14 protein-coding genes and 1 tRNA gene are annotated in these 13,869 nt (G+C 69.6%); 11 read left to right on the top strand and 4 right to left on the bottom strand.

Annotated features, from left to right (window positions below; genetic code table 11):
* Nucleotides 1–50: 50 nt before the first annotated feature.
* Together RS83_RS07050 and RS83_RS07045 are read left to right on the top strand one after the other, a co-directional pair.
* Nucleotides 51–923 (top strand): N-acetylneuraminate synthase family protein, encoded by an 873-nt coding sequence (locus RS83_RS07050; RefSeq protein ID WP_045278802.1) that lies wholly within the window; start codon nucleotides 51–53, stop codon nucleotides 921–923.
* A 26-nt stretch (nucleotides 924–949) separates the two neighbouring features.
* Nucleotides 950–2,341 carry a DUF6716 putative glycosyltransferase gene (locus RS83_RS07045; RefSeq protein ID WP_052678934.1) on the top strand — a complete coding sequence of 464 codons (1,392 nt, stop codon included), beginning with the start codon at nucleotides 950–952 and terminating at the stop codon, nucleotides 2,339–2,341.
* A 6-nt stretch (nucleotides 2,342–2,347) separates the two neighbouring features.
* On the opposite strand, the gene RS83_RS07040 is transcribed toward RS83_RS07045, so the two are convergent.
* Complete coding sequence (locus tag RS83_RS07040; protein WP_045278801.1) at nucleotides 2,348–2,947, bottom strand: TetR/AcrR family transcriptional regulator; 600 nt, start codon at nucleotides 2,945–2,947, stop codon at nucleotides 2,348–2,350.
* 99 nt (nucleotides 2,948–3,046) lie between these two features.
* Here RS83_RS07040 and RS83_RS07035 point away from each other — a divergent pair, with 99 nt between their 5' ends.
* The gene (locus tag RS83_RS07035) at nucleotides 3,047–3,760 is read left to right on the top strand and encodes an SDR family oxidoreductase (protein WP_045278800.1); all 714 of its coding nucleotides are present in this window, start codon (nucleotides 3,047–3,049) and stop codon (nucleotides 3,758–3,760) included.
* Between the two features lie 28 nt (nucleotides 3,761–3,788).
* On the top strand, nucleotides 3,789–4,787 hold the full coding sequence (locus RS83_RS07030) for an NADP-dependent oxidoreductase (RefSeq protein WP_045278799.1): 999 nt from the start codon (nucleotides 3,789–3,791) through the stop codon (nucleotides 4,785–4,787).
* Nucleotides 4,788–4,817: 30 nt separating this feature from the next.
* Here RS83_RS07030 and RS83_RS07025 read toward each other — a convergent pair whose 3' ends face one another.
* Nucleotides 4,818–5,738 (bottom strand): hypothetical protein, encoded by a 921-nt coding sequence (locus tag RS83_RS07025; protein WP_045278798.1) that lies wholly within the window; start codon nucleotides 5,736–5,738, stop codon nucleotides 4,818–4,820.
* Nucleotides 5,739–5,865: 127 nt separating this feature from the next.
* Between RS83_RS07025 and RS83_RS18735 the strand changes: the two genes are divergently transcribed.
* The 7 genes from RS83_RS18735 (at nucleotide 5,866) to RS83_RS06995 (ending at nucleotide 12,211) form a co-directional block, all read left to right on the top strand.
* Nucleotides 5,866–5,941 (top strand) — tRNA-Met (locus RS83_RS18735).
* A gap of 87 nt (nucleotides 5,942–6,028) precedes the next feature.
* Nucleotides 6,029–7,375: a M20/M25/M40 family metallo-hydrolase gene (locus tag RS83_RS07020; RefSeq protein ID WP_045278797.1), complete on the top strand. Its 1,347-nt coding sequence runs from the start codon at nucleotides 6,029–6,031 to the stop codon at nucleotides 7,373–7,375.
* A gap of 147 nt (nucleotides 7,376–7,522) precedes the next feature.
* The gene (locus RS83_RS07015) at nucleotides 7,523–8,617 is read left to right on the top strand and encodes an amino acid ABC transporter permease (protein ID WP_082071563.1); all 1,095 of its coding nucleotides are present in this window, start codon (nucleotides 7,523–7,525) and stop codon (nucleotides 8,615–8,617) included.
* Nucleotides 8,614–9,402, top strand: coding sequence for an amino acid ABC transporter ATP-binding protein (locus RS83_RS07010; protein WP_045278796.1), 789 nt, complete (start codon nucleotides 8,614–8,616; stop codon nucleotides 9,400–9,402). The genes RS83_RS07015 and RS83_RS07010 overlap by 4 nt, the downstream gene beginning before the upstream one ends.
* Nucleotides 9,403–9,455: 53 nt before the next feature.
* A complete protein-coding gene (locus RS83_RS07005) occupies nucleotides 9,456–10,460 on the top strand; it encodes an ABC transporter substrate-binding protein (protein WP_045278795.1) in 1,005 nt (334 codons plus the stop codon).
* A 78-nt stretch (nucleotides 10,461–10,538) separates the two neighbouring features.
* Nucleotides 10,539–11,693 (top strand): LLM class flavin-dependent oxidoreductase, encoded by a 1,155-nt coding sequence (locus RS83_RS07000; RefSeq protein WP_045278794.1) that lies wholly within the window; start codon nucleotides 10,539–10,541, stop codon nucleotides 11,691–11,693.
* Nucleotides 11,690–12,211: a GNAT family N-acetyltransferase gene (locus RS83_RS06995; RefSeq protein WP_045278793.1), complete on the top strand. Its 522-nt coding sequence runs from the start codon at nucleotides 11,690–11,692 to the stop codon at nucleotides 12,209–12,211. Before RS83_RS07000 ends, RS83_RS06995 begins: the two co-directional genes overlap by 4 nt.
* Before the next feature lie 12 nt (nucleotides 12,212–12,223).
* Here RS83_RS06995 and RS83_RS06990 read toward each other — a convergent pair whose 3' ends face one another.
* On the bottom strand, nucleotides 12,224–12,751 hold the full coding sequence (locus tag RS83_RS06990; protein ID WP_045278792.1) for a GNAT family N-acetyltransferase: 528 nt from the start codon (nucleotides 12,749–12,751) through the stop codon (nucleotides 12,224–12,226).
* A 254-nt stretch (nucleotides 12,752–13,005) separates the two neighbouring features.
* Complete coding sequence (locus RS83_RS06985) at nucleotides 13,006–13,869, bottom strand: DUF1684 domain-containing protein (RefSeq protein ID WP_045278791.1); 864 nt, start codon at nucleotides 13,867–13,869, stop codon at nucleotides 13,006–13,008.

Genomic DNA, 13,869 nt, shown 5'->3' with positions numbered 1-13,869 from the left:
GTACTCAGGAGGGGAGGGGACTTCCTGACCGCTCGACGACCGGAGGATTCATGACTGTCAGCATCGGATCGCACGTGATCGGAGGCGGTCACCCCGCCTATGTGATCGCGGAGATCGGCCTGAACCACAACGGCGACGTCGAGATCGCGAAACGCCTCATCGACGTCGCGGCGCGGGCCGGCGCCGACGCGGTGAAGTTCCAGAAGCGCACGCCGGAGATCTCCACGCCGGAGCACATGCGCGACGTCCCCCGGGAGACGCCTTGGGGCACCATGAGCTACCTCGACTACCGCCGCCGGGTCGAGTTCGGCCGCGATGAGTACGTCGAGATCGGCGATCACGCCACGCTGCTCGGCCTCGACTGGTTCGCCTCGCCGTGGGATGTGCCGAGCGTCGACTTCCTGGAAGAGCTGCACGTGGTGGCGCACAAGGTCGCCTCTGCGAGCCTCACCGACACCGAACTGCTGCAGGCGCTCCGCGCGACCGGGAAGCCCGTCATCCTCTCCACCGGCATGTCGACCATCGCGCAGATCGACCGCGCCCTCGACACGCTCGGCACCGACCGTGTCGTGCTCATGCACGCGACCTCGACGTACCCGCTGGACCCCGAAGAGGCGAACCTCCGCGCGATCGCCACCCTGCGCGACCGGTACCCCGGCATCCCGGTCGGCTACTCCGGCCACGAGCGCGGTCTGCAGATCTCGCTCGCCGCCGTCGCGATCGGCGCGGTCGCGGTCGAGCGCCACATCACGCTCGATCGCACGATGTGGGGCTCCGACCACGCGGCATCCCTCGAGCCGGGCGGGCTGGAGCACCTCGTGCGCGATATCCGGGTGATCGAGTCGGCGCTCGGCGACGGCGTCAAGCGCGTGTTCGACAGCGAGCGCGCACCGATGGCGAAGCTGCGCCGCGTCTCCGCATGACACGAGACCGTGTGGCAGGAGACCCCATGCCAACGGGTCGGGACGGCCTACGGGTCGTCGCGATCGCCGACGCCGACTCGTTCGTGAAGTGGGCCGCGTCGCTGCTCGGCGGCGTGCCCGGCATCCGATCGCACCTGCTGCTGGTGCGCACGCCGCTCACGGCGAGCATCGAGCAGCAGCGCACGGCGCTCGCCGGAACAGGGATGCTGCCGGAGCAGGTGACCAGGGTGCGGTTCGCCGAGACGTTGGCGTGGCTGGAGGGGCAGCGGCCCGACGTCGCGCTGCTCGCCGGCCGCGGACCGTTCGTGCGACTGATGGGGCGCGTGATCGACGCGCTCTCGCACCGACCGGTCACGGTCTCGGGTCTGCCAGGCATGGCCATCCCTGCCCAGCGCGGGGCACTGGATTCCCGCCGGCACACCGACCTCATGATCGTCCACTCGCACCGCGAGGCGCGCGCCTTCGACGAGCTCGGACACCGTATCGGCGTGCAGCTGCCGACGGCCCTCGCGACGCTCCCCTTCGCGAGGCGTCGACAGCGGATGCTGCGCCCCGAGCACATCCGGGTCGATGCCGTCTCCGGTGGCCGGAACGCCGTGGCGGTGGCCGAACGACCCGAACCCCTGACGCCGGTGCGACCGCCCGCGACCGACATCGTGTTCGCGGCGCAGGCGCTCGTGCCCGTCGGGGTGGACGAGCGTGCCGAGATCGCGGCGATGCTGGTGCGCGCCGCCGAGGTCGACCCGGGTCGACGGATCGTCGTGAAGCTGCGGTCGAGGCCGGGGGAGGCGGAGACCCACCTCGAACGCGCGCCCTACGCGGAGCTGCTGCCGACCAGGCGCCCGGACAACCTCGTGTTCTCGTACGAGTCGATGGCCACCGCCCTCGACAGTGCGGCCGGTCTCGTGACGGTGAGCTCGACGGCCGCGATCGAGGCGACGGCCCTCGGCATCCCGGTGATCGCGCTCGACTCGTTCGGCGTGAGCAAGAGCCTGCTGAACACCGTGTTCGTCGGCAGCGGTCTGCTCGGCGGTCGCAGCGAGGTCGTAGCCGGCCGGTTCCGGCATCCGCATCCCGACTGGCTGCGCGACAACTACTTCCACCCGGAGGCGGAGTCGACGTGGTGGGATCGGGTCGAGCAGCTCGTCGCGCTCCGCAGGGCCGGCGCACTGCCGCCGAAACGTGTGCCCGCCGCTCGCGGTGGCTCGATGCACGAGGCCTGGCACCGTGCGAGCGTGCTCGGCGCCGAGGACCGGAGCCTGCAGGGCGGGCTCGCCCTCGCGCTCGGTGTCCCGGCGACCGCCGCGCTCGCCGCGCTGCGCCGCCGCCGTCAGCCGACTGCAGGCGGTACCTGGGCTGATGCGACGACCGACTTCACGCTCGAGGCGAACCCGTTCAACGACTCGATCCGGCGCTGAGCCGAGCTAGCGTCCGAGCAGCGTTGCCACCTGCGCGCGGACGTCCTGCGCGATCTCGTCGACGGTCATGGTCGCGTTGATGCTCGCCGCCATCGTCAGGAACATGATGGCCGACAGGATGCGGGCGCTGGTCGCCGCCTGCTCCTCGCCGATGTCCGGGTCGCGCTGCAGGATGGCGGTCGCCGCGTGCTCGGTGCCGCCGACGATGCGGAGCGCTTCGGCATGGTTCGCGTCGGACGGATCCCCGAACACCATCTCGCGCAGGTACACACGGCCGTTCTCGATCTGCACCCGGTTGCACTCGATGATCGGTCGCAGCAGCGCCATGATCGCGTCGAGGGTGTCGGCGATCCGCGCGCTCGCAGCGATCCCATCCTGCAGGGCGACCGCATAGTGCGCGTTCTGCACGAGCAGGAGCAGCTCGCCCTTGGTCTTCGCGTAGAGGAAGAGCGTGCCGGTGCCGACATCCGCCCGCTCGGCGATCTGCTGGGTCGTGACGTCGTCGATGCCGTGCTCGGCGAAGAGCTCCGACGCGGCGGCGGTGATGCGCTCGAGCTTCTGCTGCTTGTTCCGCTCGCGGCGGCCGACTGAGACTTCGGTCGACATGGCATCCTCCGGGAATAGAAACTGAGCGGCCTCAGTTATGAGTGAAGTCGCTTATGCGCACGCTCAGTATCCATTGTCGCAAAGAAGAGAGAACAGTCCATGCCTGCACTCACCGGAGCCGTCGTCCTGATCACCGGAGCGAACGGAGGCATCGGCTCGGCGTTCGTCGCCGAGGCACTCGCGCGCGGCGCGGCCAAGGTCTACGCCACCGCCCGAACGCCGCGCACCTGGGATGACGAGCGCGTCGTGCCGCTCGCCCTCGACGTCACCGACCCCGCGTCGATCAGCGCCGTCGTCGAGGCAGCGCCCGACGTGACCGTGCTGATCAACAACGCCGGCGCATCCGTGCCGACGGCTGGGATCCTGACCCACTCGGATGAGGACATCCGGCGGAACGTCGAGACGAACTTCCTCGGACCGCTGTTCTTGACGAGGGCATACGCCCCGCTCCTGTCCGGGCGCGCGGGTGCGACGATCATCGACATCCACTCAGCGCTCGCCTGGTTCGCGGTCGGCGGCATCTACAGCGCCACCAAGGCGGCCCTGTGGTCGGTCACGAACTCACTGCGCCTCGAGCTCGCGCCCGCGGGAGTGCACGTCGTCGGCGTGCACGTCGGATACGTCGACACCGCGATGGCCCAGCACGTCGACGACCCGAAGACCGACCCGGCCGATCTCGTGCGCGCCGTCCTGGATGCGACCGAGCGGGACGAGTACGAGGTGCTCGCGGATGATGTCTCGGTGCAGGTCAAGGCCGGGCTCAGCGCGCCGCTGGAAGCGCTCTACCCGCAGCTGCGGACCGCGACGGCCTGACGCACCGAGCATCCGAAAGGGAAGCGGCATGCGAGCGTTCGTCGTCGAGAAGTACGCCCAGCCCCTGGTGCAGCAGGAGGTTCCGGAGCCGGAGGTAGGGGAGGGAGACGTGCTGGTGCGGGTGGAGGCGGCCGGCCTCAACCAGCTGGACGAGAAGATCCGTCTGGGGGAGTTCGCTCAGATCCTGCCCTACCGACTGCCCCTCGTCCTGGGGAACGATGTGGCGGGGACGGTCATTCGCGTCGGACGACTCGTGCAGCGGTTCCGGCCTGGTGACCGTGTCTTCGCGCGGCCGGACGCGGCTCGGATCGGCACGTTCGCGGAGCGCATCGCGGTCGCCGAGAGCGACCTCGCGATCGTGCCGGAGCGCATCTCGATGGTGGAGGCCGGATCGCTGCCGCTCGTCGCACTCACGACCTGGCAGGCACTCGTCGAACGCGGGAACGTGCAGCCTGGGCACAGGGTGCTGATCCATGCGGGCGCCGGTGGCGTCGGTGCGATCGCGATCCAGCTCGCTCGGCATCTCGGCGCGACGGTCGCCACCACCGCGAGCGCTGCGAATTCCGACTTCGTGCGCGAGCTCGGCGCCGACATCGTGATCGACTACCGCAGCGAGGACTTCGCGGCGGTGCTGTCCGGCTACGATCTCGTGCTCGACAGCCTCGGCGGCGAGAATCTGAAGAAGTCGCTGCGGGTGCTGCGACCGGGTGGAAAGGCGATCGGCATCTCCGGGCCGCCCGATCCGGCGTTCGCCAGGCGGCAGGGGATGAACCCCGTGCTGCGTCTCGCGATCGCCGCTCTCAGTCGCAGGATCCGCGCGCAGGCGAACAAGCTCGGCGTCACCTACGAGTTCCTGTTCATGCGCGCGGACGGCGAGCAGCTCGCCGAGGTCGCGGCCCTCGTCGACGCCGGCATCATCCGGCCGGTGGTCGCGAAGACGTACCCCTTCGATCGGCTGCCGGATGCCCTTGCCGATCTCGCCGGCGGGGGACACCGGGGGAAGCTCGTGGTGACGCTCGACGACTGAGTGATCCCACTCGCCCCAGCCCGCCGACCGTCAGAGGAGGGTCGGCGGGTTCGCGTCGTCCCACCGCTGGAACGTCTGCACCCACCAGAACCAGGCGAACAGGCTGAGCGCCACCGCCTCGCCGATCAGCACGAGCGGGAAGGTGCCGAGCTCGTCGCGGAAGATGAAGGCGGCCAGCAGGAGCAGGAGGTCGGCGATCAACAGGCGGGCGACCCAGCGATAGATGCTGCGCTGCCGCGGGGTCGGTGGCGTCTCGGTCTCGTCGACCGGCCCGCGCGAATGCAGGACCGGCACGGCGACGAAGGTGCCGAAGAACAGCAGCGTCACGAGGAAGTGGATGCTCGGAGGATACGGCCAGAAATTGAACGGGAAGTCGGCGTTCAGCCCAGGGATGAAGGCGAGCGCTGCCACTACGACCGCCGCCAGCACCGCGATGCCCGAGACGAGCGCCGCGCCCGGCGTCACGATCTGCTTCTTCGCACGGACCGCGGCCATCGTGACGACGACCAGGAGCACGACGACGACGTAGATCGCGACCCCGGCGCGCACCTCGCCGATATACCCGGTCGGGATGCAGTCGTCGGTGCCGGGGCACCGCAGGTCGCCGATCGGATGCTCCGGAGCGATGCCGGTCGGCACGATCGCGATCAGCGGCGCGAAGACGGCGGCGATGTCGAGCAGGATGGCTTCGCGACCGCGACCGGAGAGGGCGAGCATGGCGAGCGACGTGGCGATCAGCGCACCGACGAACACCGACCGCACCGGCGTGTAGAAGGCATGGCTGATCGAGGGGAGCGGGTTCCACCCCAGCATGAACGGGTCCCACGACACGACGACCATCTCGATCGCGACGCTCGCCAATAGCGCGACGACCACGAACACCAGCGACAGGCGCAGGTACCGGTGCGTCTTCTGCCCTGTGGTGGCGGGATCAACGGCAGCGACGGTCATCGTCGTCCCCTTCCTGGCGTCTCGCCACGGTACCGCCACCGGGATGCGTCGTCATCCTGTGACGCAAACGGTTATCCCGGGGAACCTGCTGGCCAGGGAAGCCAGGGCCGGGTAGCGTCGTGCACATCGCGGCGATCCGGGCGGTCCCGGGCCTCAGCTCATACCTGATGGCGTTGCGGGTTCGACTCCCGCCGTCGCGTCCACTTCGGACGCACCGTCCGTCTCCGCAAGATTGCCGACGATGACGGCGGCCGCGCAGAGCAACACGGGGCCGCCGTACCGTCGTTCGCATGACGTCGACATCGGATTCCGCACATTCCTCCTCCGCGTTCGAGACCCTGCAGCACGAGGCGGTCGAGCTCACCCGCAGCCTCCTCCGCATCGACAGCGTCAACACCGGGATCGCTGAGACGATCGGTGATGGCGAGACCCGTGCCGCGCGATTCGTGCAGGAACGGTTGACCGAGGTCGGGATCGAGTCCGAGCTGATCGAGCCCCGATCCGGCCGCGGTTCGGTCGTGGCCCGACTGCGCGGCTCCGACCCGTCGGCGGGCGCCCTGGTGGTCCATGCGCACCTCGACGTGGTGCCGGTCGAGGGGCAGGAGTGGACGCATCCGCCCTTCGGCGGCGAGGTGCACGACGGCTGGCTGTACGGCCGCGGCGCCGTCGACATGAAGAACTTCGCGGGCACGATCCTCGCCGTCGCGCGGCACTTCGCCAGGCACTCGATCACCCCGCGTCGCGACCTGATCTTCGCGTTCCTCGCCGATGAGGAGGCCGGTGGCGTGTGGGGTGCGAGCTGGCTCGTCGACAACCGTCCCGAGCTGTTCGCGGGTGCGACCGAGGCGCTGAGCGAGGTCGGCGGCTTCTCGATCCCACTCGACGAAGGACGGCGCGCGTATCTCGCGGCCACCAGCGAGAAAGGCGTGGCCTGGGCCACGCTGACGGCGCGCGGCCGCGCAGCGCATGGCTCACGGCCGACGGAGGACAACGCGGTGGTGCGTCTCGCGAAGGCGGTGGCCGCGGTCGGCGAGCACTCCTTCCCGGTCGTGCGCACGCCAGCGCTGCAGGCCTTCCTCGACCGGTTCGGTGCGGCGCGCGGGCTCGCATTCTCGAATGACAGCCTGGAACACGACCTCTCCCAGCTCGGGTTCGTGTCGTCACTGATCGGCGCGAGCCTGCGCAACACCGCAACCCCGACGGTCCTGTCGGCGGGCTCGAAGACCAACATCATCCCCGGCGAGGCGACGGCGTGGCTCGATATCCGGGTGCTGCCGGGGCAGGACGAGGCCCTCAAAGAGGGGCTGCGCGAGGTCGTCGGCGACGACATCGACATCCGCTGGGGCCGGTGGTGGTCCGCAACCGAGGCTGCCGTCGATGCGCCGTTGCTCGCGGTGCTGCAGTCGGCGATCACCGAGCAGGATCCCGACGGACTCGTGGTGCCGTACCTGCTGCCGGCCAGCACCGACAACAAGCACTTCGCGCGCCTCGGCATCGCCGGCTACGGTTTCGTGCCGCTGCGAGTACCGGAGGGATTCGACGTCTTCGGACAGTTCCACAGCGCCGATGAACGGATCCCCGTCGAGAGTCTCGAGTTCTCCGCCCGGGTCACCGAACGCGTCCTCCGGGAGGCGTGAGGCATCCTGCTCCCCGCAGTGTTACGGCCCGTGACCGGCCGTTGCGCCGTGTGTTGAGCGAGAGGCGCTCGCCGTCGTCGCTTTCTAGGTTTGCTGATCATCCGTGGTCATCCGTCCACGGGCTCGGACCGAAGAGAGCAGCAGATCATGAGCACGACGACAACCACCGCGCCGGTCGCAGTGCGCGATCCAGCGCACACCGGCCTCGACGGCGCACCGGAGCGCGATCGCGTCGACCTCGCCAGCATCCGGGTCGTGCACACGCGGCACTGGTTCCGGTGGGCGCTGAGCGCGATCCTGATCTTCGCGATCGCGCAGTTCGTGTGGTCGCTGTTCACGAACGAGAACTACGAGTGGAACGTCTTCGCGACGTACTTCTTCTCCGAGCCGGTGCTCGCCGGTATCGGCTACACGCTGTCGCTCAGCGCCATCTCCGCCTCGGTCGGCTTCATCCTCGGCACGGTCCTCGCGCTCGGCCGGCTGTCGAAGTCCCCGCTGCTGAACGCCATCTCGTGGTCGTACATCTGGTTCTTCCGCTCGGTGCCGCTGGTCGTCCAGATCATCGTCTGGTACAACCTCGGCTACCTGTATCCGACGCTCGGTCTCGGCACGCCGTTCACGACCGACTTCTGGATCGTGGAGTTCCCGACCGTGCAGCTCATCAGCGCCGTCGCCGCCGCGATCCTCGGACTCGGCCTGCACCAGGCGGCGTACTCGGCCGAGATCATCCGCGGTGGGCTCATCGCGGTCGACCAGGGCCAGCAGGAGGCCGCTGCCGCCCTCGGCATCCCGGCGCACAAGCGCCTGTTCCGCATCATCCTCCCGCAGGCAATGCGGTCGATCGTCCCGAACGCGACGAACGAGGTGATCGGTCTCGTGAAGGGCGCCTCCGTGGTGTTCGTGATCGCGATCCCCGAGCTGTTCTACGCGGTGCAGGTGATCTACAACCGCAACAGCCGGGTGATCCCGCTGCTGCTCGTGGCGGTGGTCTGGTACACGATCATCACCACGATCCTCAGCATCGCCCAGTACTACATCGAGCGGTACTACGCCCGCGGATCCGTGCGCACGCTGCCGCCGACACCCCTGCAGCGCGCCCGCCACTGGGTCGCCGTGCAGTGGAACCGACTGGGTGACGGCGCACCCGCACCGCCGCCCCTGCACGGGGCCGAGGTCGCGCCCACGCTGGGCGTGACCCAGCAGGGCTCACGCAACGACGCGAAATTCGGAGGAAACGCATGAGCGCCGTCGCATCCGAGACCACCACTGGTCTCGTCGAGATCCACAACGTCCACAAGGCCTACGGCGGCGTCGAGGTGCTGAGCGGCATCGACCTCACGATCGCACCAGGCGAGGTCGTGGCGATCCTCGGCCCCAGCGGCTCAGGCAAGTCGACGCTGCTGCGCACGATCAACCACCTCGAGTCCGTCGATCGCGGCTCGGTCACGGTCGACGGCCAGCTGATCGGCTACGAACGGAGAGGCGACCGACTCTACGAGCTGCGCGAGAAGGAGATCCTCAAGCGCCGCACCCAGATCGGCATCGTCTTCCAGAACTTCAACCTGTTCCCGCACCTGACCGCGCTCGAGAACGTCACCGAGGCGCCGATCGATCTCGGTCTGCTGAACAAGGATGCTGCGCGCGAACTCGCGCTGTCGCTGTTGGAGCGCGTCGGGCTCAGCGACAAGGCAGGGCATTATCCGCGGCAGCTGTCCGGAGGGCAGCAGCAGCGCGTCGCGATCGCCCGAGCGCTCGCATTGCAGCCGAAGGTGCTGCTGTTCGACGAACCGACCAGCGCGCTCGACCCCGAGCTCGTCGGGGAGGTGCTCGATGTGATCCGCGACCTGGCCCGCAGCGGCACGACGCTCATCATCGTCACGCACGAGATCGGCTTCGCCCGCGAAGTCGCCGACCGCGTCGTGTTCATCGACGGCGGTGTCGTCATCGAACAGGGCACACCAGATGTCGTCCTCACCAACCCGGAGCATCCGCGCACGCGGGAGTTCCTCGCCAAGGTCCTGGCCTGACGCCCCGCGTCGGATCCGACCAGCATCACTCCAAGAGAAAGAGACACCACAGCATGGCACTCAGCAAGAAGCAGGGCATCACGATCGGCGTCGGGGTGGTCGCGGTCGCGGCGATCGTCGGCGGCGTGTTCGCGGCCGTCAACCTCAACAGCGCCTCCGCCGAAGCGGCTCCGGCATCCACCGAGAAGCCGGCCGAGGGCAACACGACGACCGACGAGATCACCTGGTTCCACACCGACCCGGTGCCGGAGGCCATCGAGGCGCTGAAGGCGAGCGGTTTCGAGCCCATCGAAGCGGGCAAGCTGACCGTCGCGATCGGCGCCTTCGTGCCGCCGCTGAGCTATCAGCCCGACGGCACCTCGGCTGCCACCGACGTCGCCGGCACCGAGCCGAACCTCGGCTCGCTCATCGCCGAGGGACTCGGCCTCGAGTACAAGCCGCAGGTCGTGGCGTGGGCTGACTGGCCGCTCGGCATCCAGTCCGGCAAGTACGACCTGATCACCTCGAACGTGACGGTCACCGAGGAGCGCAAGGAGCTCTACGACTTCGCCAGCTACCGCGAAGACCTGCTCGGGTTCGCCGTGAAGGCCGACAGCGACATCGACTCGATCACTGAGGCAGCCGACATCTCGGGCCTCAAGATCATCGTCGGCTCCGGCACGAACCAGGAGCAGGTGCTGCTGCGCTGGAACGAAGAGCTGGAAGCCGACGGAAAGGCGCCGGCCGAGCTGCAGTACTACGACGACACCGCGGCGGCGACGCTCGCGCTGCAGTCCGGTCGTGCCGACGCGAGCTTCGGACCGAACGCGACCGCTGCGTGGGCAGCGCTCGAGACGGGCGACACCAAGCTGGTCGGCATCGTGCCGGGCGGGTGGCCCGAGACGGCCAGCATCGCGGCAGGCACGGCCAAGGGCAACGGCCTGATCGAGGCGGTCTCGATCGTGATCAACTCGCTGATCGAAGACGGCACCTACGGCGACCTGCTCAAGGAATGGGGCCTGGAGTCGGAGGCCGTGACCGAGTCGCAGGTCAACCCGGCCGGGCTGCCCAAGCCCTGAGCATCCATCGCGTGGGTGGGACCCGACACTCCGGGTTCCGCCCACGCGACCCTGTTCGACTCCACAGAACGAGACACCATGACCATCCCGCTCGCCATCCTCGACCTCTCCCCGTTCGGCCAGGGTCAGACACCGGCCGAGGGACTCCGAGCCAGCATCGCGCTCGCTCAGCGCGCGGAGCAGTTGGGCTACGCGCGGTACTGGCTCGCCGAGCACCATCTGAATCCGGGTGTGGCCGGCGCGGCTCCGCACGTGCTGCTCGCCGCCATCGCGGCGGCCACCTCACGCATCCGCATCGGCACGGCCGCCACCATCATCGGCAACTCCACACCGCTCCAGGTCGTCGAGGCCGCCGGAGTCGTCGCCGCCCTGCATCCGGGCCGCCTCGACCTCGGCATCGGGCGGTCGGGCGCGACGAGCTCGGCGCAGACGCCGGTGTTCCCGAGCCGGCCGGAGGACCGCGAGGTCGACGGACTCCTGCTTCCCGCCTCGCGAACCGTCGCCTTCGACGCCGCACGTTTCGCCGCGCAGGCCCGCCTGCTCGGACGCACGCCCGGCGACGCCGACCGATTCGAGCAGGATGTCCTCGACATCCTCGACCTCATCTCCGGCAGCTACCGCGCCCCGGAGGGCGTGCCCATCCACGCGATACCCGCCGAGGGCCAGGACATCGATGTCTGGATCCACGGCAGCACCGCTGGAGCGAGCGCTGCGCTCGCAGGTCGACTCGGTCTGCCCTTCGGCGCGAACTACCATGTGGCGCCGAGCTTCGTTCTCGACGCTGTGGCCGCGTATCGCGAGGCGTTCCGGCCCGGCGTGCGCACGGCACCGTCCGTGACGGTCTCGGTGGACGTGCTCGTCGCGGAGACGGATGCCGAGGCACACCGCCTCGCCGAGGGATACGCTCCTTGGGTGCACAGCATCCGCGCCGGAGACGGCGCCATCCCGTACCCGACCCCGGCCGATGCGATCGCGAACCCGCTGGATGCCGACCAGCTCGAGGTGGTGCGAGATCGACTCGCGACGCGCTTCGTCGGCGCGCCCGAGGCCGTGGCCGAGCGACTCGACGTGCTCCGACGAGCGACCGGGGCCGATGAGCTGCTGGTGACGACGATCACCCACGACCCGCGCGATCGGGAGCGCTCGTATGAACTCCTCGCCGATGTCTGGGGTGTGACGCCGCGCGCCGATTCCCTCGACGCGGCGCGCTCGACCGAGGCGGCGTTCGCGTGAGCGCAGCGCTGATCATCCGTCCGGTGCGCCCGGAGGAATACGAGGAGGCCGGGAGGGTCACCGCCGACGCCTACCTGGCCAGCTACGGCGACCTGTCGGAGTCCTACCTGTCGTCGCTCCGCGATGTCGAGGGACGCCTCCGCGAGGGCGACGTGCTGGTGGCGACCGATCAGGGCGGGGCGATCCTCGGCAGCGTGTGGGTGGCGGCCGACGGCCGACCGCTCTCGATCGATGCGCAACCCGGCGAGACCGACTTCCGCCAGCTGGCCGTCGCACCCACCGCGCGTGGACGCGGCGTCGGTGAGGCGCTCACCCGTCACGTGATCGCGGTCGCCTCAACGCGCGGCTCGCACCGCGTCTTCATGAACAGCGGCCCGCAGATGACCGGTGCGCACGCGCTGTACGCCAAGATCGGCTTCCGCCGGCTGCCCGAACGGGAACACCCGATCGAGGTCGAACCAGGTCGATGGATCGACCTGCTCGCGTTCGGCCTCGACCTCGATCCTGCCTCGGCCTGACTGCGGCGCTCGTCAGCCGAGGGCCGTGATCGTGAGCGGCTTCTCGAAGCACTGCGAGAAGGTGATCTCGAGGTACGGCGGATAGATCGGGATCCGCGTGTAGCCGATCCGCTCATACAGCGCGACGGCCTCGGGCTGCCGATCGCCGGTCTGCAGGATCAGACGCTCAGCCCCGAGGTCTGCCGCGATGCGCTCCAGCTCGGCCATCAGCAGACGGCTCACACCGGTTCCTCGCGCGCCGGGAGCGACGAACACGCGCTTGACCTCGAGCGCATCCGCGAGGGCGCCGCCGAGGGTGCGGAGCGCCGCATGACCGACCGGCATGCCCGCGGCATCCGTCACGATGATCGTCGCGACGATCGAGTCCGGGACCACCGAGAGTGCCGTTCCGATCCGAGCGGCCGTCTCGGCGGCGACGCCATCGAGCTTGTCGGCGTATCGCGGGCCGATCTCGGCATCCATGTCGGCGCGCAGCGCTTCGGCACGCGGGTCGTCCCACGAGACGGCTTCGACGATCCATTCGGTGACAGTGTCGGGCATGGTGTCAGTATCGCCCGGGGGACGGTCGGGTGGACGCGGATGCGGCAACACGGCGTAACCCCCGCGGCTCTGGCGCTCCCGGCAGCGCGGGAGGTGTCGCAGATGGCCGCGTCCCTCGTCGCGACGCGGCCATCTGCGCCCCCTGCTCGACAGGAGGGGGCGCGAACAGCCGCCTCGGCGCTGGGGATGCGGCCACCTGTGCCACCTCCCCGCTGCGCCACCTCCCCGCTGCGCCACCCACGTGCAGCCGGGCGCTACGCCGGCGCGGCCACCGCTTCCTCCGCCTGCACGCGTGCGAGCGGCGTCTGCTCGCCGGCCTCGATCGCGATCCGCAGCCGGTTCTCCGCCGGAGGCAGCGGGCACGTCGCGAAGTCCGTGTACGCACATGGCAGGTTGACCGCACGGTTGAAGTCGACGACGGTCTGACCGTCCTGGCCCGGTGCCGGCACGATCAGGCTGCGGTTCGCCGCATAGGTGGTGACGCCGCTCGTGGCATCCGAGAAGAGCAGCAGCAGCTCGCCCGGTGCATGCGCTGGGAACGCCACGAGGCGCAGGGTCTCGTCGTCGAGGCTGAGTTCGAGGTATCCGGGTGCGTCGTACACGTGGGTGAGCCCGTCGACGGCCGCGCCGACCTCGGTGGGCCGCGGCGCGACGTACTCGACGAACCTCGCCGGCACGCGCCAGCGGGAGTCTGCGGGATACGACGGCGTGCCCTCGTATCCGGCGAGATACGGATGGTCGGGTCGACGCGGACGCACGATGTCGTGACCGCCGCGCTTGGCGACCTCGGCGACACCGCCGTCGAAGGCGACGGTCAGCCCGCCGCGCTCGACGATCGGCCCGAACTCGTGGCGGCCGCTGAGGGGCTGGCCGTTCGACGACAACCGCTCATCGCCCGCCAGGTGGACGACAGGACCCCCCGGACCCGTCGTCCACCACCCGGGCACGCCGGTGATCCGCTGGGGGTCGCCGCTCAGCCAGTGCAGTCCGGTGACCGCCAGGAATCCGTGCGGATCGGCGCGGCGCGCCTCGTGAGCGCGATGCCACTCCTGCCACTCGCGATCGAACTCGGCCTGATCGGCCTGGTCGAGCGCTGATACGTCTGTCGTCCCGGACAT

Origin of the sequence: Microbacterium oxydans (assembly GCF_000956525.1) — a bacterium.
GTDB classification, from domain to species: Bacteria; Actinomycetota; Actinomycetes; order Actinomycetales; family Microbacteriaceae; genus Microbacterium; species Microbacterium oxydans_A.
The sequence above is the reverse complement of the archived record's forward strand: the minus strand, read 5'-3'. Positions and strand labels throughout refer to the sequence as shown.

Coding starts and splice junctions, on each gene's coding strand:
- RS83_RS07050 (WP_045278802.1), top strand. CDS start 51: ATGACTGTCAGCATCGGATCGCACGTGATCGGAGGCGGTCACCCCGCC.
- RS83_RS07045 (WP_052678934.1), top strand. CDS start 950: ATGCCAACGGGTCGGGACGGCCTACGGGTCGTCGCGATCGCCGACGCC.
- RS83_RS07040 (WP_045278801.1), bottom strand. CDS start 2,947: ATGTCGACCGAAGTCTCAGTCGGCCGCCGCGAGCGGAACAAGCAGCAG.
- RS83_RS07035 (WP_045278800.1), top strand. CDS start 3,047: ATGCCTGCACTCACCGGAGCCGTCGTCCTGATCACCGGAGCGAACGGA.
- RS83_RS07030 (WP_045278799.1), top strand. CDS start 3,789: ATGCGAGCGTTCGTCGTCGAGAAGTACGCCCAGCCCCTGGTGCAGCAG.
- RS83_RS07025 (WP_045278798.1), bottom strand. CDS start 5,738: ATGACCGTCGCTGCCGTTGATCCCGCCACCACAGGGCAGAAGACGCAC.
- RS83_RS07020 (WP_045278797.1), top strand. CDS start 6,029: ATGACGTCGACATCGGATTCCGCACATTCCTCCTCCGCGTTCGAGACC.
- RS83_RS07015 (WP_082071563.1), top strand. CDS start 7,523: ATGAGCACGACGACAACCACCGCGCCGGTCGCAGTGCGCGATCCAGCG.
- RS83_RS07010 (WP_045278796.1), top strand. CDS start 8,614: ATGAGCGCCGTCGCATCCGAGACCACCACTGGTCTCGTCGAGATCCAC.
- RS83_RS07005 (WP_045278795.1), top strand. CDS start 9,456: ATGGCACTCAGCAAGAAGCAGGGCATCACGATCGGCGTCGGGGTGGTC.
- RS83_RS07000 (WP_045278794.1), top strand. CDS start 10,539: ATGACCATCCCGCTCGCCATCCTCGACCTCTCCCCGTTCGGCCAGGGT.
- RS83_RS06990 (WP_045278792.1), bottom strand. CDS start 12,751: ATGCCCGACACTGTCACCGAATGGATCGTCGAAGCCGTCTCGTGGGAC.
- RS83_RS06985 (WP_045278791.1), bottom strand. CDS start 13,869: ATGTCCGGGACGACAGACGTATCAGCGCTCGACCAGGCCGATCAGGCC.